This window comes from Ferrimonas kyonanensis DSM 18153, from assembly GCF_000425405.1.
Lineage (GTDB): Bacteria > Pseudomonadota > Gammaproteobacteria > Enterobacterales > Shewanellaceae > Ferrimonas > Ferrimonas kyonanensis.
Genome location: NZ_KE384369.1, coordinates 40,097 through 58,712 on the forward strand (window position 1 = coordinate 40,097; position 18,616 = coordinate 58,712).

Consider the following 18,616-nt stretch of genomic DNA (forward strand, 5'->3'; position numbering starts at 1 on the left):
TTGAATAACTGAACAGTATGGCATCAGGGAGGGAGCCAGGTCACACGGAACACCGTATGACTGCACCTGGCAACGGCCATGGCGGGGTGAAAATTACACCACCTCGACGGTGTCCTCAGGCGTAGTTGATGGCGATCAGTCCCATCAACAGGATGCCGGACAAGATGGCGGCCGAACTGATCAGCGCCAATTTGAGATCGGATTTCATGCATGCTCCCTATTTTGCTGTTGAACCCAGATTCATTATTGGCAATGATTGAAGCTAGGATCAAGCCGTGCCCCTTCCCTAACCGGGCAATTTTAGACTAAAGTTTAACTATCAATGGCTTACAATGGGGGGGGTGATGGATAACCAACTTCTTCAGGACAAGGTCAAAGAGGCCGATGTGTGGCGGCGCATGGCCCAGCCCGCCAGTGGCACCGCGCTGGTGCATCAAATTGCCCATTGCCTGTACCGCCTTCAAGGCTGGCCCTGGGTGGCACTGGCCGAGGTCGACCATCATCAGGTTCACCTGCGAGTACTCAGTGAGGCGGGCAAACCCAAAGCGGTGTTTTCCTACCCGCTGGAGGAAAGCCCCTGCCGCCTGCTCTACCCCGATGGCCAGCAAGCGGACTTTCAGGTATTCAGCAACAACCTCAAGCGCTATCCCCATTGGCGACTGCTGCAACAACTGCCGGCCAGAACCTATTTTTCCCAGCGGCTGGGGGATGCCATCGACCATCGACAATATCACCTCATTGCCCTGCACCACCTGTTGGTGGACGAATCCCGGTTGCCCAAAACCCTGATGTCGACCGCCATGCGGCAAGTGGCGCAGGATAAGCGTCACCACAGTCAATCCAGAGAGCTGTTGCAGCTGCAGCAGATCACCCAGCACCCCAGTGTGGCCATGGCCTACGTCGACAACCGCCAGCGTCTGGCCTGGGCGTCTCCGGGTTTATGTCAATTGCTCGGCAGTCCTCTCAATGCGCTGCTGTTGCAACCGGTGAGCACCCTATTCTCCAGCCTGGACACCAGCCACCTGGCGGTTTGCCGGGAACAACCATTGTCCCTGCGCCAGCACTGGAACAGTGCCGATGGTGGCCACAAACAGCTGACGCTGTCGCTGGCGTCGTTGGCCGATGGCGTTCTTATCCATGTGCACGATCCCCTTCATGGCGACGAGCCGGACAGCGACAACCCGCCAGAGCAACTGGCCCACCGACTCGAGCAAGAACTGGCGAGGTTACAGCGCAAACAGGAGGTGGCGGCGCTGCTGTTCATTGAATTTGGCCTCAGCGACACTTTGACTGACCCTGAACAGGCACTCGAACAGCTGCAACAACTGACCCTGCCACTGGTGCAGTCGGTGGTTCGCAAGGAGGACTACGTGGCCCAACTGGGGCATCGACTGGTGCTGTTGACGGCCTGCTTCGACAACCAGGGCGAGGTCCCCCGCAACCAGCTAACGGCCATTGCCGACAAGATAAACCGAAAACTGGCTCCGGCGTTACGACACGCTGACTTTTGTCGCAGTTACCAGATAAAAATTCGTCTTATCACCAGCTGGGACAGCGATATTGAGCAGGTACTGGACAGCGATAACGCCACGGTTTGGCTGTCAAATGGGGCAAATAATCAAGAAGTTGCTATAACTAATTAACCAGTATCAAAAATGGTCCAGCCAGGGGAGAGCCCTATGTCGATGAAGAGCGCCAAAGAGTTTGCAGTGTGGTTAAAGGATAGGTTCGGGTTCCACCCTCAGGGGTTGTATCTGACCAAGGCCGACATTCGCGAGCTGTCGGGGCGGCAGACGTTCCGCCAGGACTTTATCGCCGATGTGCACTTTGAACTCTGTCGCCACGGCATGGGCTTTATTACCGACGCGCTCAAGGAAAACTACTTCCTCATCCATCTTCCCAAGACCTACTGGAAAGAGGTGTCGGATCGCTACGCCACCGAATCCAATGTCCACGCCATTCCGTTTTCGCAGCAGAAACAGCGCTGACCCAACGATGTCATAAAAAAACGGGGCCATCAGGCCCCGTTAATGTCTGTCACCGTCTTCAGAACCACTCGTTTGGCATCGACATGATGGCCGACGGATCCTGGTTGATGATCTGCAGGTGATAGTGGGCCTTAGGCAGTTGCCGCTCGAAGAAGTACCGCGCCAGCATCGCCTTACGCTCCACAAACGCCGGCTCGTAGTCGCCCTGCTCCGCCGCAGACACCATTTTCAGCCACATCCAGCCGTAGATAGCATGGCCGCTGGCGTGCAGATAATCGGTGGCGGCACTGTTGATGGCATCGGCCTTGGTGCTGCTGTTTGCCAGTTCCTGCGCCTTTTCCAGCAAGGCGTCAAACAGCGCCAGCAACTGCTGCAGTTGTGGCTGCCAGGCGGCACCGAGTTCGCTCAGCTCCTGCTCGATCTGCTGCTTCAGCGCCAGCAAGCCGGCGCCGCGATCGGCCACCACTTTACGGCCGACCAGCGTCAGGGCCTGAATGCCATTGGTGCCTTCGTAGATCTGGGCAATGCGAACGTCTCGAACCAGCTGCTCCACCCCCCACTCACGAATGTAGCCGTGACCGCCAAACACTTGCTGGGCATGAACCGTAGACTCCAGTCCTTTGTCGGTAAAGAAGGCCTTAACCAGGGGCGTCAACATCGCCACCTGATCGGCGGCGCGCTTCTGCACCTCGCCGTCGCCGTGTTTGGCCAGATCCAATTGCATGCCGGTGTACACCGACAGGGCCCGGCCGGCTTCGGTCATCGCCGCAATCTCAAGCAGCATTCGACGAACGTCGCCGTGCACCACGATGGGATCGGCTTCGCCACCCAGACCACGGCCACTGCCCTTACCCTGCTTGCGCTCCTTGGCGTAATTGGCGGCCAACTGATAGGCCGCTTCCGAACAGCCCAGGCCCTGAATGCCGATGGACAATCGCTCGTAATTCATCATGGTAAACATCGCCACCAGGCCCCGGTTGACCTTGCCCACCAGGTAACCCTGAGCGTCATCGAAATTGATCACGCAGGTGGCCGAGGCTTTGATGCCCATCTTGTGCTCCACCGCCCCACAGGTCACGCCGTTGTTGTCGCCGACACTGCCATCGTCATTGACGCGATTTTTGGGCACCAGGAACAAGGAGATGCCTCGGCTGCCACCGGGCGCATCCGGCAACTTGGCCAGCACCAGGTGGACCACGTTATCGGTAAGGTCGTGATCGCCGCCGGTGATGAAGATCTTAGAGCCGGTCAGGCGATAGCTGCCATCCTCCTGAGCCACGGCCTTGGTGCGCAGCTGACTCAGATCGGAACCTGATTGAGGCTCGGTCATGTCCATGGCCCCGCTCCACTCACCGCTGTACAGCTTGGGCAGGTAGGTCTGTTTTAACTCTTCACTGCCGTGGGCGGCGATGCACAGCGCCGCGCCAGCGGTCAGGGAACCATACAGGGCAAAGGCGTTGGACGCACTGTAGACCATCTCATCGAACAGCACCCCCAGCATCTTCGGCATCCCCATGCCGCCGTATTCCGGGTCACCGGACAGCCCGACCCAACCGGATTCTGCATAGGTGGTGTACGCCTGTTTGTACCCTTGGGGCGTGATCACCTGGCCCTGATCAAACCGCACCCCCTCCTCATCACCGCTGCGATTGAGCGGCGCAATCAGAGTCTGGGTGATCTTGGCACCCTCTTCCAGAATCGCGGCAGCGGTATCCATATCGATGGCCTCAGCCAGTGCTGGCACGGATTGCCACACCTCTGAAGCCCGAAACACATCCTTGAGCAAAAACTGCATCTCTGTAAGCGGGGCGTTATATTGCATGGTCACTTCCTGATGAAGAATCTAAACGTAAATTTAAAACACCCGTTTAGTTTCAGAGATTATGGGGAGGAATTCAAGGTGAATCGCTCTCAAGCGTATCGACGGCAATACGAAAACTCGCCCAGGCAGCCAGCGCGACGACCTGGGCAAACGGTGAGACCGTGTCAGGCTTTGATGGCCAGGTGCAGAATTTCGTCGGTCAACTGCTCGTAGGACAAGGGATCGCCCGCGCGAAACCATTTGTCAGTCCAGGTGATCGAACCGTACAGCAGTTTACGCAGAACCTGGGGCGGTGCCGAGATCAGGCTCTCGTTTTTTGCCTGCTCGAGGACATCGATCCACATCTTCTCGTACGCCTCTCGCAGCGCCAGGATGTCAGCCTGACCAACGTCGGACAGAAAACGCCACTCGTTGATCACTACCGCCATGGCATCGCCCTTGTCGCCATTCATGGAATCGAGCTCGCAGGCGATCAGCGCCCGCAACTTATCGATGGTGGTCGGCGCCGCCGCCAGTTGGGTGCGCATCCGCCCCATGGAGAAATGAATGCCCTCCAGCATGACGGCCTTGAGGATGGCGTCTTTGTTCTTGTAGTGATGAAAAATGCTGCCGGACAGGATGCCGACCGCACTGGCGAGATCGCGCACCGTGGTGCTCTGATAGCCCTTTTCCCGGAACAGCCGGGCCGCCTGGCCCAGCAGCCGGCCACGGGGACTGCTGGGATCCGCGAGAATGCCGTCATCGATTAGTTGTTGTTCTACTGTTTCAAGCAAAACGTTCTCCCGAGTTCTGATGCGCTTAAATCGTTGCCAGGCGCCGATGCTATCACTGTTTGCCCTTTTGCTGAATAGACGAGAAATGCCAACCCAAGGTTGCAAACCAAGCGCTTGCTAGGTTAGGTTAAATTTAACACAGTTTTCATGGGCAGACTACGGTTGACTCACCCCCGACCAACCGGACACAACAGGAGTGTGCAATGGCCTACCGTTCCGTGTTTACCGAAGGCCTGATGGCCAACAAAACCCTCATTGTCACCGGCGGCGGCAGTGGCATCGGTCGCTGCTGCGCCCACGAACTGGCGGCGCTGGGCGCTACCGTGGTATTGATCGGCCGCAAGATTGAAAAGCTGCTGACGGTGCAGGAAGAGATCATCGAAGACGGCGGCCTGGCCGATGTGCTGGCGTTGGACATACGCGATGAAGCGGCGGTGATCGACGCCATCGGTTTGCTGGTCAGCAAGCACGGTCCAATCCACGGCCTGGTGAATAACGCCGGCGGCCAATACCCCGCCCCACTGGAACAGATCAACCAGAAAGGCTTCGAAACCGTGGTTCGCACCAACCTGGTTGGCGGGTTCTTGATGGCCAGGGAGGTGTTCAATCAATCGATGAAGGCCCACGGCGGCGCCATCGTCAACATCACCGCCGACAACTGGGGCGGGATGCCCGGCATGGGTCACTCCGGCGCCGCCCGGGCTGGGATGGATAACCTCACCAAAACCTCGGCCTGGGAATGGGGCCGCTACGGCGTGCGGGTTAATGCGGTGGCACCAGGCTGGGTCGCGTCCAGCGGCATGGACACCTACGACGAACCCATGCGATCGCTGATCCCCAAACTTAAACAAGCAGTGCCCCTGAAGCGGATGGCCACGGAATCTGAGATCAGTGCCGCCATTGTGTTCCTGCTCAGCGACGGCGCCGGGTTTATCTCCGGAGCCACCCTGCGAGTCGATGGCGCCGCCTCTCAAGGGGCGGCCACCTGGCCGATCCACCAGCAGAGTGCCAGCAACAGCACCAGCTATCAGGGCTTTCACCGGGCCACCCTGCCCGACGTGCTCAGTACCGGAGAGTAGCCATGGCCGTGATCGAATCCCAATTTGACCCTCACAGCGCCGAAGGCCTGCGCAACCGCCAGGCAATGCAATCGGCCATCGACCGGTTCCGTCAGGTGGAAGCCTTTGTCGAAGACACCGCCAACCGCGCCGCCGACACTTTTGCCCGACGGGGGCAGCTGCTGCCACGGCAGCGGCTGAGCCGACTGCTGGATCCGGGCGAGGCCTTTATTGAGCTGTCGAGCCTGGCCGGCTACCAGATGGACGACGACAAAGACGGCAGCGGTGCCGGGGGCGGCTGCATCGCTGGCCTGGGTTACGTCGCCGGTGTTCGCTGCCTGGTGGTGGTGGACAACTGCGCCATCAAAGGCGGCACCATTTCGCCCATGGGGCTGAAGAAAAAACTCAGGGTGCAGCAGATCGCCCTGGAAAATCGATTACCCATAGTCACCCTGGCCCAAAGCGGCGGCGCCAACCTTAATTACGCCGCCGAAACCTTCTGCGAAGGCGGTCGGGCTTTTGCCAACCAGGCCCGGCTGTCGGCGGCGGGCATCGTGCAGATCACCGTAGTGCACGGCAGCGCCACTGCCGGCGGTGCCTATCAGCCCGGACTGTCCGATTACGTCATCATGGTAAAACGCCAGGCCAGCATGTATCTGGCCGGCCCGCCCCTGCTCAAGGCGGCCACCGGCGAGATCGCCACCGATGAACAGCTTGGCGGGGCCGAGATGCACATCGAAGACGTCGGCAGTGGCGAGTACCTGGCGGAGGACGACACCGACGCCATCGAACAGGCCCGGCAGCTGATGGCCCAGATTGGCCCGCCGACACCGACGCCCAAGTCACAAGGGTTGCCTCCCCGCCACGACGAGGAGGAACTGCTGAACCTGGTGCCTGCCGACCCTAAGACCGGCTACGACGTGCGCGAACTGATCGCCCGCATCGCCGACGATTCACGGTTTCTTGATTTTAAAGCCAACTTCGACCGTCAAACCGTGTGCGGCCACCTCAGCATCAATGGCCACCGCTGTGGCCTGATTGGCAACAACGGCCCCATTACCCACAGAGGCGCCAATAAAGCCGCCCAGTTTATTCAACTGTGTGAACAGAGCGGCTTACCGCTGCTGTTCTTTCACAACACCACCGGCTTTATGGTGGGCACCGAATCGGAACGGGGCGGCATCATCAAACACGGTTCCAAGCTGATCCAGGCGGTGGCCAATGCCCGAGTGCCTAAGCTGAGCCTGCTGGTGGGCGGCTCCTATGGCGCCGGCAACTACGCCATGTGCGGCCGGGGCTTCGACCCTCGCTTCATTTTTGCCTGGCCCAACAGCCGCACCGCGGTGATGGGGCCTTCCCAGGCGGGTCAGGTGCTCAGGATCGTCGCCGAAGCCAAAATGCGTCGAACCGAACAGCTGGATGAAGCCCAGCTGGACGCGCTGCAACAGCGCACCGAGGCGATGATGGAAGCCACCTCGTCGCCGCTGGCCTGTACCGCCCGCTTGTGGGACGACGGCATGATCGATCCTCGCGACAGCCGCCGCTTACTGTCGCTGCTGCTGGACGTTTGCCTGCAGGCCGACCGCCCTGTTAATCCCGGCCATTTTGGTGTCAGCCGATTTTGATCCCTCAGGAGCTCATAATGTTTACCCAAGAACATCAACAACTTCGCCAGACAGTTCGCCAGTTCGTCAATACCGAAATCAACCCCTATGTGGATCAATGGGAACGACAAGGCCACTACCCCGCTAAGACCGTTTTCAAAAAGCTCGGCCAGTTGGGGCTGCTGGGGATCACCAAGCCGCAAGCCTTTGGCGGCCTGGGCCTGGATTACAGCTATCAAATTGCCTTCGCCGAGGAGATCGGCGCCGCCCATTGTGGTGGCGTGCCCCTGTCCATCGGCGTTCAGACCGACATGGCGACCCCGGCCCTGGCGCGCTTTGGCAGCGATGCCCTGCGGGATCAATTTCTGACCCCGGCCATCGCCGGCGAGATGGTGGCCGCCATTGGGGTCAGTGAACCCGGAGCCGGCTCCGACGTCGCCGCCATTAAGACTCAGGCGCGAAAGGACGGCGATGACTACGTCATCAATGGCAGCAAGATGTGGATCACCAACGCCACCCAGGCCGACTTCATCTGTCTGCTGGCCAACACCTCCGACGACGCCGTCCACAAAAACAAATCGCTGATCATCGTGCCCACCAACACCCCGGGGATCAGCTTTTCCGACAAGCTCGATAAACTGGGCATGCGCAGCTCCGACACCGCGCAGATCTTTTTTGATGACGTTCGCGTTCCTCAGGCCTACTGCATCGGCCAGGAGGGTGCCGGCTTCACCATGCAGATGCTGCAGTTTCAGGAGGAACGGCTGTTTGGTGCTGCCATGTGCATCAAGTCGCTGGAGAACTGCATCACTCAGACCATCGATTACACCCGCGAACGCAGCGCCTTCGGTCAATCGGTGCTGGACAACCAGGTGGTGCATTTCAGGCTGGCGGAACTTCAAACCGAACTGGAGTGCCTGCGGGCCCTGGTCTATCAGGCCACCAGCAGTTACATCCAGGGCGAGGACGTCACCACCCTGGCCTCCATGGCCAAGCTCAAAGGCGGCCGTTTGTGCCGGGAGATCACCGACAGCTGTCTGCAGTACTGGGGCGGCATGGGGTTCATGTGGGACAACCCGGTATCCCGAGCCTACCGGGACCAGCGCCTGTGCTCCATTGGCGGCGGCGCCGACGAAGTGGTGCTGGGGATCATCTGCAAGAAGATGGGCATCCTGCCCAAACGGGGGTAGTTCGACCATGGCGAGTAACCAGCAAGCCGTTCGAACCCGCCTGGCGCAAGGGGCGCTGCAATTGACCCTGAATCGGCCGGAGTGCGGCAATGCCATGAACCTGGCCATGGTGAGCGAACTGCGCCAGGCGCTGCACTCGGTGCGGGATGACCGCCAGTGCCGTGCCATTGTGATTCAGGGCCAGGGCGATCATTTCTGCGCCGGCGGCGATCTGAAAGAGATGGCCGCAGCCGGTCAGCGTGGCGCCAATGGCGACGACCAAGCCGCGTTTGAGCGCCTTAACCGCGCCTATGGACAGTTGCTGATGGAGCTGAACCAGGCACCGCAGTTTATTCTGGTGCTGACCCACGGCGGCGTGCTCGGTGGCGGACTCGGGCTGGTGTGCGTCAGCGATCTGACCATCGCCCATCAAAACAGTCGGCTGGGAATGCCAGAAACCAGCCTGGGAATCCCTCCGGCGCAGATTGCTCCCTTTGTGGTCGACCGCATCGGCCTGACCCGTGCCCGCCCCTTGGCGCTGTTGGCCCGGCAGATCGAGGCCTCGGCCGCCCTGGCAATGGGATTGGTGCAGCAGCTTGCCGTCGATGATGACGACCTTATCCAGCAACGCAACCACATACTTGCGGAACTGAACCGCTGCGCACCGGCCGCCAATGCCGTCACCAAGGCACTGCTGCTCAATGCCGACCAGTTACCCCGCAAACCACTGCTGGACCTCGGAGCCCGCCAGTTTGCCGCGGCGGTGTGTGGCCACGAAGGCCGGGAAGGCACCCGAGCCTTTACTCAGAAACGTCGGCCCCGCTGGGCCGACGAGCCGTTGGAGGTGTGATGAGTTTTCACAAAGTACTGATTGCCAACCGGGGCGAGATCGCAGTCCGTCTAATTCACGGCGCACGCCAGCAGGGTTACCAAACGGTGGCAGTCTATTCCGACGCCGACGCCCACGCCCCTCACGTGGCACTGGCAGACGAGGCGATCTGCATCGGCGCCGCCGACGTCCAACGCAGCTACCTCAACCCCCAGGCCTTGCTGGATGCCGCCCGCCACAGTGGCGCCGACGCTGTCCACCCCGGCTACGGCTTCCTGTCTGAAAACGCCGATTTCGCCCGCCAGTGCGTTCAGCAGCAGCTGACGTTCATCGGCCCCGGCGCCGACGCCATCGAGATGATGGGCAACAAACGCCTGGCCAAGCTGGCGATGCTGGACGCGGGCGTACCCTGCATTCCCGGCTACCAGGGCCAGGATCAGAGTGACCAACGACTGATGGAAGAAGCCCAGCAGATTGGTCTGCCGGTGATGGTCAAAGCCGCCGCCGGTGGCGGCGGCCGCGGCATGCGACTGGTTCACCACGAGTCGGACCTGGCTCAGCAGATTGCCAGCGCCCGCTCCGAAGCCCTGCACGGCTTTGGCAGCGACGAACTGATACTGGAAAAGGCGCTGATCGCGCCCCGTCATATCGAGTTTCAGATTCTGGCCGACGCCGACGGCCACTGCATCCACCTGGCCGAGCGGGATTGTTCGGTGCAGCGTCGACACCAGAAGGTGCTGGAGGAAGCGCCCTCACCGGCGGTCTCACCTGAACTGCGCTGGCGCATGGGTCAGGCGGCGATCCTGGCCGCCCAAAGCTGTCAATACCAAGGCGCCGGCACGGTAGAGTTTCTGCTGGACCGGGACGACCATTTCTATTTTTTGGAGATGAACACTCGCCTGCAGGTGGAGCACCCGGTGACCGAGATGATCACCGACCTCGATCTGGTGGAATGGCAACTGCGCATTGCCGCGGGCGAGCCGCTGGCGCTGACTCAGGATCAGGTTCGAATACAGGGTCATGCCATCGAAGCCCGCCTGTACGCCGAAGACCCATCCCAACAGTTCCGGCCCCAGACCGGCATCGTCAGGCTGTGGCAGCCTTGTCAGGCCGAGGGCATTCGCATTGACGCCGGCATCGACGAAGGCCAAACCATCGGCAGCCATTATGACCCGATGCTGGCGAAACTGATCGCCTGGGCACCGGATCGTGCCACCGCAGTGCGCCGATTGAATCGAGCCCTGCTGGACTCGCCCCTGCTGGGCGTGGCCAACAATCGCCAATTTTTGTCGGCGCTGCTGTGCCACCCAACCTTTAGCAGCGGCCAGGCCAACACCGGTTTTATCGCCGACCAGTTTAGCGACCACCCCAGCCTCACGCCCGGCCCACCGCCCTCACGGCTGTGGGCCATTGCCGCCACCCTGCTGTGGAGCGCCAGCGACAACCGCCCGGCCCTTGCGCCACTTCGACACGGATCTTCGCCGGCGTCCCAGTACACCCTGACTGTGGCAGATCACCGCTGTACCCTGACCCTGAGCGCCGAAGCCGATGCCCTGCAGATAGCGTCTGAAGACTGGCAGCACCGCTGCCGGGTAGTTCGCCGACAGCACCACCGCACCCTGGTGGAGGTCGACGGCGTCGGCCTGTGGATTGTCGCCGTTTGCCAGAGCCATCAGCTGTGGCTGGATTTTCACGGCCAACAGGTTCATGTTGAATCCATCAGTCATCGGCGTCGTCGCAGCGGCCCGCAACAAGGCGACGGCGAAATACGAGCCCTGATGGATGGCTGCGTTCAGACTGTCCACGTCAACCTGGGCGATGAAGTCACCCAGGGGCAAACTCTGCTGATGATGGAAGCAATGAAAATGGAGATGCCCCTCAAGGCCGATCGCTGCGGCAGAGTCGCGCAGCTTCAGGTCAAGGAAGGGCAACAGGTAACCGCCCGGCAACTGCTGGTTGCCATAGCCGACTAAGGAGCAAGTATGAACAACCTACAGGGAAGAACCGCCGTCATTACCGGTGCCAGCCGAGGCATCGGCCGGGCCATGGCGTTAAAGCTGGCCAGTCACGGTGCCAACGTGGTCATCGCCGCCAAATCCGATACCGCCCACCCCAAACTGCCGGGCACCATCCACAGTGTCGCCGACGAGGTCGAAGCCTTAGGGGTTGAAGCGCTGCCAGTAAAGCTGGATGTGCGCGACCAGGCCTCGGTCACCGAGATGGCCAAAGCGGTAGAAGCGAAATTCGGCAAGCTGGACATACTGATCAACAACGCCGGCGCCATACGGCTCACCGGCGTCGAACACACCCCGGTTAAACGCTACGACCTGATGTATCAGGTCAACAACCGGGCGGTGATGCTGTGCAGCCAGGCCCTGCTGCCGCTGCTGTGCAAGTCCGACAACGCCCACATTCTCAACCTGTCACCGCCCCTCAACCTGGATCCTAAGTGGTTTAAGGATTATGGCCCCTACACCACCACTAAGTACGGCATGTCGATGCTGACTCTGGGAATGGCCGAGGAGTTTCGCGACCGCGGCATCGCCGTCAATTCACTGTGGCCGAAAACCACCATCGCTACCGATGCAGTCAAGTTTGAAGCCGGCGGTGAAAAACTGTTTCCGGTCAGCCGCACCACCGACATCATGGCCGACGCCGCCCACGCCATCGTCAGCCACACCGGTAACCAGCTCAGCGGCGAACTGCTTATCGATGAGCTGATTTTACGACGCATGGGCCAGACCCAGTTTGACCAGTACGCCTACGTACCAGGGACCACCCGCTTCTTTACCGATCTGTTCGTCGAGGAGTAATCATGGGTAGGTCTCCCTACTTTGATGAACTGTCGCAGATGATTCGACACACTGCGACCCGGTTTGTCGAGCAAGAGGTGGCGCCGAATATCGACCAGTGGGAACGCCAGCGCGGCTTTCCCCGCTCGCTGTACCGCAAAGCCGGCGCAGCCGGATTGCTGGGGCTGGATTACCCCGAGCAGTACGGCGGCACGCCCTGTGATCTGTTTGCCTTGATCGCCATGAGCGAAGCCCTGATGCGCTGCGGCTCTGGCGGCCTGTTTGCCAGCCTGTTGTCTCACAACATCGGCCTGCCGCCGGTGGTCAACTTCGGCTCGGACGCGCTCAAGCAACGGGTGATTCCAGCGGTTCTCTGCGGCGATAAAATCGCCGCCTTGGCGATCACCGAGCCCGGTGGCGGCAGTGACGTCGCTAACCTGCATACCACCGCGGTTCGCGACGGCGACCATTACCGCATCAACGGCAGCAAAACCTTCATTACCAGCGGCAGCCGCGCCGACCTGGTGACCGTGGCAGTGCGCACCGGCCCGGTCGGTCATCACGGCATCAGTCTGCTGCTGGTGGAGGCGGATAGCCCCGGCTTCAGCCGTGGCCACAAGCTGGACAAGATGGGCTGGCACGCCAGCGACACCGCCGAGCTGTTTTTTGACGACTGCCGGGTACCGGTGGCCAACCTGATTGGCCAGGAAAACCGCGGATTCCCCATCATCATGTCCAATTTCCAGAAGGAGCGTATGAGTCTGGCGGTGATGGCCAACATCACCTCAGAGCTGGCGCTGGACGCCTGCCTGTCTTACGTGCGCCAACGGCACACCTTTGGCCAACCGCTGGCGGGCCACCAGGTGATTCGCCATAAGCTGGCGGAGATGGCCACCCGCCTGGCCGCCAGCAGGCAGATGCTGTATCACACCGCGTCCAGGCTAAATCAGGGGGAATCGGTGGTCATGGAGATGTCGATGGCCAAAAATCTGGCCACCGATACCAGTGATTTCATTACCCACGAGGCGGTGCAGATCTTCGGCGGTATGGGTTACATGAGCGAGTCGTTGGTCGAGCGGCTGTACCGGGACAGTCGCATTCTGTCCATTGGCGGCGGTACTCGGGAGATCATGAATGAGATCATCGCCAAGAGCCTGTTGGCGTCATGACAAGGCGCCATCAAAAACGGGGCCTTACGGCCCCGTTCTGATGCTGACAGCTCGACCCGAACTACATCATCGGCGAGATGCTGTGAGGGGCCTGGCTGAACACCAGCTCCGCCCCGGCAGGGAACTCATCCACCGTTAGCGTTAACCGGCCCTTGTCATCCACCGGCAACGGCTGGCTGCCGGGGTTGGTAAACTGCGCCTTTGACGCCGGCGCCAGAGTGAACGTGACCCCCTTCACCTCCGGCTGCAGCCAACCAAACCCAACACCGGCATACGCCCGCATCAAGGTGTTCATCTGCAACTGAATGTCCGCCACATCCTCAACCAGGTAACGGCGCTTATCCAACACCTCCGCCTGCAGCTGCATGGCAAAATCGCACTGGTTGTCGTTTTCCAGCTCCACCCGAATCACGGCACTGCTCTCGCGCAGGCTGCGGTCAAATGGCAACAGCAACTGCTGATCGTCACCGACCAGCAACGGCAGCCGTTTGCCATGGCTGAGAATGGCGCCATCGTCGATGCGGCAAGGGCGATGCTTCTGACGATGATTAAAATAGAACACCAGCTTCATGCGGTTGACGTCCGGCTCATACAACTTGTCCATTCGGTCGTAGAAGCCCTTGTAGTCCAGCGTCAGTGCCGAAGCAGAGAATGGCAACGCCAGTGACGCGGCCAACAACATCCCTGTGAGTGTTTTCATTTACATATACCGTTGGTTGGTTTCTAACATCTGCAACAGCTCATCGATGTAAGCTTCTTTGCGTTCGGAGTAGCGAATCAGCCCCGGAATCAGTGCCGCGGCGGTCACGTCCATCTGTTGCTGCCGGAGATCAAAGCGGATGTCCCTCAACTCCTGATAGGCGGGGTTGGAGTTAAGGTTCTTAACGTAGGACGCCACCGAGGCACCGACGCTGTCAAACTTGGCCACCTCGTGGTTGCGACCGCTGTCCCGGCTCAGAGGCACCAGGCCGCAGCCGGCCTTAAAGCACCACTGGCCAAAAAAGTTCAGGCCATCGCGGGCAAAACGGGAACTGCCCCAACCGGTTTCGTTGGCGGCCTGGACCAGCACCATTTCCACCGGCAGAGTATCCACCCGCTTAAGCAGCGGCTCCAGGGTCTCCAAAGACAGTTGGCGCAGGTCGTAGCCGTACTCACGGGCAATTTGATCGGCCTGATTCATCTCGGCCCGGCCAACCGTGCGACCCTGCTGCAGCTTACTCTGCAGTTGCAACAAAAATTGACGCTGGGACGCGATGCGTTGATTGACCTGCTCGATCTCAGGCCGTAAGTAACTGAAGAAGGCCTTCTTCTTCTCCTTCACATCGGCGATTTCGGCGAAATCCGGCAGTTGGTTCAACGACGCATTGGGCTGAATCGGCAAGCCGGACTGGCGGTGTGAAGGCTGGTCCAGCATCACCTGAACCAGCAACACGCCCGAGGCCACCAGCCCCAGGGCGATGATAATTCCTGCTAAGGGTCTCATGAGGATCCTCCTGATCATCAGGCTTCGAAACGGCCGTTGCCGGCGCCCGGTTCCGGTGGGCTGGCTTCGTCGCTGCTCAGGGTTTCCGGGGTCACAAACAGGTGCTTGTACACCACCCCTTTAAGCTGGAAAAAGAACGGAATGACCCAACACAGGGCGGCCAGAGTGACGGTGGCGGCAATCATCTCGGTGCTGCCATCCACAGGTTGCTTCTGGGCATGGCTGGCAATCACCATGGCCATGGGCCAGAACGCCAACATCAACCCGATGAGGCCAACCAGGTAGGCGCCACACAGAGGCAACAACTGCTTCACCATCACCTTGGCACTGTCGACGATGCTCTTAAGCGGGTTGGTGCGATGCACCAAAAAGTACAGGTTGGCCTGACTCAGGACCACCAGCAAGCCGACGCCCAACACGAACAGCAAGGCGAAGCCCAGCTGAGACACAAAACCGGTGATGAGGCTGATCAGCAGCAGCGGCGCCGTTAGTGGCACCACCTCCAACATGGTACGAGCGCTAACCGGACGATCCAGCGCCCGTTGCAGACCGATGTAGGCCAAGCCCGCTTCAATGGGCGCGGTCATGATCACCATCATCAACTGCAATACCATAAAGCCGTCGGAAGGCTCGCTGAGGCTAAAGGTCACCGGCATGCCCAACACGGTATCGATGACGGTGTAACACAGGAAGGTTGCTGCCGCCATGGCGATGCCACTGGCCAGGGTGGCAAACAACAACGGCTTCACGTCCTGACGGATCAATCGGAAGGTCTCGGTCAGAACGGCGATCAAATTCAATTTTTGCATGTAAAAACGGGCGTAGCTCGCTAAAAACATTAAAGTTAGCTGCCATTATACCCGGCTTTTCAGCTGGCCCCAAACTTGTGAACCAGGCCGCAAACCTGATTATCGGAAATGGCGGCGGTTGTTGACTAAAATTGCTGTTGGCTGTCGAGCCGATTGCACCGGATTTTCACCCCTTAGCACCCGAAACATCCCGCACCTGAGGCAAAACGTGATCCAGGCCACAGCTTGACTCACGTGCGATAGAATTACGGTTTTAGAATAGGCAGTTAATGCTTGGCGTTTTGCCTAACAAGCACTAGAATTCGCCGCCTGTTATTTAATGCCCGTAGCCCGAGCCCGCTGCCTTGAACTGGAACCGCCAATGAGTCACTCCACTCAAGAGACCATAGTCCGCCTCAATAACGTCACCAAAAGCTATGGTGATAAGACCGTTATCCAGAATCTGGATCTGAACATCAATGATGGCGAATTCGTCACCCTGCTCGGCCCGTCCGGCTGCGGTAAAACCACGGTGCTCAGGCTGATTGCCGGCCTTGAAGAGTGCAGCGCCGGTACCCTGTTCATCAATGGGCAGGACGTCACCCAGATTGGCGCCGAGCAGCGCCACGTTAATACCGTGTTCCAGAGTTACGCCCTGTTTCCGCATATGACGGTGTTCGATAACGTCGCCTTTGGGTTGCGGACCCAGAAAGTGCCGGAGCCCGAGATCAAGCAACGGGTGATCGAAGCGCTGAAAATGGTGCAGCTGGATGCCATGGCCAAGCGTAAGCCAGATCAACTCAGTGGCGGCCAACAACAACGGATCGCCATCGCCCGCGCGGTGGTCAACCGCCCCAAGGTATTGCTGCTGGACGAGAGCCTGTCGGCGCTGGATTACAAACTGCGCAAACAGATGCAGATCGAACTGAAACAGTTGCAGCGCAAGCTGGGCATCACCTTTATCTTCGTCACCCACGATCAGGAAGAGGCGCTGTCGATGTCCGACCGCATCAAGGTGATGCGCGACGGCAAGGTGGTGCAATCGGGCACCCCGAAAGAGATCTACGAAACCCCCAATAGCCGGTTTGTGGCGGAATTCATCGGCGAATCCAACCTGTTTGCCGCCAAGGTAATCGAAGCCATCGATGAGCGTCATTTCCTGTGCGACATCAGCGGAAAACGCTACCCGGTATACAGCACCGAGCCGCTGACACCCGCCACCATGATCAATGTGTTGCTGCGCCCGGAAGATCTGCGCCTGACCGAGATCGTTGCCAACCAGCCCAGCGATCTGCTCACCGGAACCGTTACCGAGCGTACCTATAAAGGCATGACCCTGGACTCGGTGATCACCCTGGATAATGGCCAACAGATCCAGGTGTCTGAGTTCTTCAACGAGGACGATCCGGACGTGGACCACAGCCTGGGCCAACGTGTGGAAGTGTCCTGGGTGCCGAGCTGGGAGGTGGTACTGCCCTATGAAGGCGACTAAAACCTTTCAGTGGTTCTCCATCGGACTCATCAGCCTGTGGCTGGTGACCTTCGTGCTGGTGCCCAACCTGATGGTGCTGATCAGCAGTTTCCTGGTGTCCGATGTCCACGATCTGGTGAAGTTTCAGTTCACCTTCGACAACTACGCCCAGCTGATCGACCCCATGTACGCCAAGGTGGTGGGCTACTCCGTCTACCTGGCCGCCATCACCACCCTGTTGTGTTTGCTGATCGGCTACCCCGCCGCCTGGTTTATCGCCCAGTTTCCGCCCAAGGTGCGGGGCGTGCTGCTGTTCCTGGTGATCGTGCCGTTCTGGACCAACTCACTGATCCGCACCTACGCCATCAAGATTATCCTCGGCACTCGCGGTGTGATGAACTGGGGCCTGATGGAGCTTGGCCTCATCGATACACCCATCCGGCTGATGTACACCCAGAGTGCGGTGCTCATCGGCATGGTCTATATCCTGCTGCCGTTTATGATTCTGCCGCTGTTCTCCAGCATCGAGAAGCTGCCCACCTCCTACCTGGAAGCGGCCCGGGATCTCGGCGCCAGTAAACTGCGCACCTTCAGAACCATCGTACTGCCCCTGACCCTGCCGGGCATGATTGCCGGCAGCCTGATGGTGTTTCTGCCGGCCATGGGCATGTTCTACATTGCCGACCTGCTGGAAGGCGCCAAAAACCCATTGATCGGTAACCTGATCAAAGACCAGATTCTGGTGGCACAAAACTGGCCGTTCGGCGGCGCCCTGAGCGTGGCCCTGCTGATCATGATGGCGATGATGCTGTTCCTCTACCACCGCGTCAGCCAGATGCTGCGCCGTAAGGAGGAGTTCGATGTCTAAGTTTCTGAAATGGGGCTTTTTGGGGTTGCTGTTCAGCTACCTGTACCTGCCCATTGCGGTGCTGGTGGCCAACTCCTTCAATGCTCATAAATACGGCATCAAGTGGACCGGCTTCACCACCAAGTGGTACGACGCCCTGCTCAACAACGCCGGCCTGATGCAAGCTGCCTCGCACTCGCTGACCATTGCAGTGCTGTCGGCGTCCCTGGCCACCATCATCGGTACCCTGACCGCCGTGGCGCTGTTCCGCTACCGCTTCAAAGGCAAGATTGCCCTCAACGGCATGCTGTTCGTGGTCATGACCTCTCCAGACATTGTGATGGCGGTGTCACTGCTGGCCCTGTTTGTCAGCCTGGGAATGGCACTGGGATTCTGGTCGCTGCTGTTTGCCCACATCACCTTCTGCCTGCCGTTTGTGGTGGTGACCGTGTACGCCCGGCTAAAAGGCTTCGACAACGCCATTCTGGAGGCCGCCCGGGATCTGGGCGCCAGCGAGTGGCGAATCTTTAAAAAGATCATCCTGCCGCTGGCCACCCCGGCCATTTTTGCCGGCTGGTTGCTTAGCTTTACCCTGTCACTGGATGATGTGATCATCAGCTCGTTTGTGACCGGTCCCGGCTATGAAATTCTGCCCCTGAAGATCTACTCCATGGTCAAGGTGGGCGTGTCGCCTGAAGTCAATGCTCTGGCGGCGTTGATGCTGGTGTTGTCGCTGCTGATGGTGGCTCTGGCCCAGCTGATCCTGAAACGAAAATCGGCTTAAGCTTCGGCTTGAGTCATACTTGCTTTGAATCAATGAACA

At 59.6% G+C, this 18,616-nt stretch carries 17 protein-coding genes; 12 read left to right on the plus strand and 5 right to left on the minus strand.

Annotated elements, in window-relative coordinates; genetic code table 11:
• The first annotated feature begins 344 nt into the window (after positions 1–344).
• The gene (locus H598_RS0121495; RefSeq protein WP_028114845.1) at positions 345–1,643 is read left to right on the plus strand and encodes a nucleotidyl cyclase domain-containing protein; all 1,299 of its coding nucleotides are present in this window, start codon (positions 345–347) and stop codon (positions 1,641–1,643) included.
• A 36-nt stretch (positions 1,644–1,679) separates the two neighbouring features.
• The gene (locus H598_RS0121500) at positions 1,680–1,988 is read left to right on the plus strand and encodes a hypothetical protein (RefSeq protein WP_028114846.1); all 309 of its coding nucleotides are present in this window, start codon (positions 1,680–1,682) and stop codon (positions 1,986–1,988) included.
• 58 nt (positions 1,989–2,046) lie between these two features.
• On the opposite strand, the gene H598_RS0121505 is transcribed toward H598_RS0121500, so the two are convergent.
• Both H598_RS0121505 and H598_RS0121510 read right to left on the minus strand, forming a co-directional pair.
• Entirely contained in the window at positions 2,047–3,810 is a 1,764-nt protein-coding gene (locus tag H598_RS0121505; protein ID WP_028114847.1) for an acyl-CoA dehydrogenase C-terminal domain-containing protein, read from the minus strand.
• Positions 3,811–3,974: 164 nt separating this feature from the next.
• Complete coding sequence (locus H598_RS0121510; protein ID WP_035416425.1) at positions 3,975–4,583, minus strand: TetR/AcrR family transcriptional regulator; 609 nt, start codon at positions 4,581–4,583, stop codon at positions 3,975–3,977.
• Positions 4,584–4,786: 203 nt separating this feature from the next.
• Between H598_RS0121510 and H598_RS0121515 the strand changes: the two genes are divergently transcribed.
• Genes H598_RS0121515 through H598_RS0121545 form a run of 7 tightly spaced genes read left to right on the plus strand, consistent with a single transcriptional unit; the run spans position 4,787 to position 13,204 of the window.
• Complete coding sequence (locus H598_RS0121515; RefSeq protein ID WP_028114849.1) at positions 4,787–5,662, plus strand: SDR family oxidoreductase; 876 nt, start codon at positions 4,787–4,789, stop codon at positions 5,660–5,662.
• 2 nt (positions 5,663–5,664) lie between these two features.
• Entirely contained in the window at positions 5,665–7,266 is a 1,602-nt protein-coding gene (locus H598_RS0121520) for an acyl-CoA carboxylase subunit beta (protein ID WP_028114850.1), read from the plus strand.
• Positions 7,267–7,280: 14 nt separating this feature from the next.
• Positions 7,281–8,435, plus strand: coding sequence for an acyl-CoA dehydrogenase family protein (locus H598_RS0121525; RefSeq protein ID WP_028114851.1), 1,155 nt, complete (start codon positions 7,281–7,283; stop codon positions 8,433–8,435).
• Between the two features lie 7 nt (positions 8,436–8,442).
• Entirely contained in the window at positions 8,443–9,264 is an 822-nt protein-coding gene (locus H598_RS0121530; protein ID WP_028114852.1) for an enoyl-CoA hydratase/isomerase family protein, read from the plus strand.
• On the plus strand, positions 9,264–11,216 hold the full coding sequence (locus H598_RS0121535) for an acetyl/propionyl/methylcrotonyl-CoA carboxylase subunit alpha (protein ID WP_281171334.1): 1,953 nt from the start codon (positions 9,264–9,266) through the stop codon (positions 11,214–11,216). The genes H598_RS0121530 and H598_RS0121535 overlap by 1 nt, the downstream gene beginning before the upstream one ends.
• Before the next feature lie 9 nt (positions 11,217–11,225).
• Positions 11,226–12,056, plus strand: coding sequence for an SDR family oxidoreductase (locus H598_RS0121540; protein ID WP_028114854.1), 831 nt, complete (start codon positions 11,226–11,228; stop codon positions 12,054–12,056).
• Between the two features lie 2 nt (positions 12,057–12,058).
• Positions 12,059–13,204, plus strand: coding sequence for an acyl-CoA dehydrogenase family protein (locus H598_RS0121545; RefSeq protein WP_028114855.1), 1,146 nt, complete (start codon positions 12,059–12,061; stop codon positions 13,202–13,204).
• A 61-nt stretch (positions 13,205–13,265) separates the two neighbouring features.
• Here the strand turns inward: H598_RS0121545 and H598_RS0121550 are convergent, their stop codons facing one another.
• From H598_RS0121550 to H598_RS0121560, 3 genes are read right to left on the minus strand one after another with little or no spacing between them, the layout of a single operon-like run.
• Positions 13,266–13,904 carry a DUF2987 domain-containing protein gene (locus tag H598_RS0121550; RefSeq protein WP_084144588.1) on the minus strand — a complete coding sequence of 213 codons (639 nt, stop codon included), beginning with the start codon at positions 13,902–13,904 and terminating at the stop codon, positions 13,266–13,268.
• The gene (locus H598_RS0121555; protein WP_035416426.1) at positions 13,905–14,687 is read right to left on the minus strand and encodes a glucosaminidase domain-containing protein; all 783 of its coding nucleotides are present in this window, start codon (positions 14,685–14,687) and stop codon (positions 13,905–13,907) included.
• A gap of 17 nt (positions 14,688–14,704) precedes the next feature.
• Positions 14,705–15,496, minus strand: a complete 792-nt coding sequence (locus H598_RS0121560) for a hypothetical protein (protein WP_156897145.1) — start codon at positions 15,494–15,496, stop codon at positions 14,705–14,707.
• A 361-nt stretch (positions 15,497–15,857) separates the two neighbouring features.
• On the opposite strand from H598_RS0121560, the gene potA reads away from it, so the two are divergent.
• The 3 genes from potA to potC are packed head-to-tail and all read left to right on the plus strand — an operon-like array spanning position 15,858 to position 18,577.
• Positions 15,858–16,967 carry a spermidine/putrescine ABC transporter ATP-binding protein PotA gene (gene potA, locus H598_RS0121565; protein ID WP_028114859.1) on the plus strand — a complete coding sequence of 370 codons (1,110 nt, stop codon included), beginning with the start codon at positions 15,858–15,860 and terminating at the stop codon, positions 16,965–16,967.
• A complete protein-coding gene (gene potB, locus H598_RS0121570) occupies positions 16,954–17,814 on the plus strand; it encodes a spermidine/putrescine ABC transporter permease PotB (protein WP_028114860.1) in 861 nt (286 codons plus the stop codon). Before potA ends, potB begins: the two co-directional genes overlap by 14 nt.
• Positions 17,807–18,577, plus strand: coding sequence for a spermidine/putrescine ABC transporter permease PotC (gene potC, locus H598_RS0121575; protein ID WP_028114861.1), 771 nt, complete (start codon positions 17,807–17,809; stop codon positions 18,575–18,577). Before potB ends, potC begins: the two co-directional genes overlap by 8 nt.
• Positions 18,578–18,616: the final 39 nt, after the last annotated feature.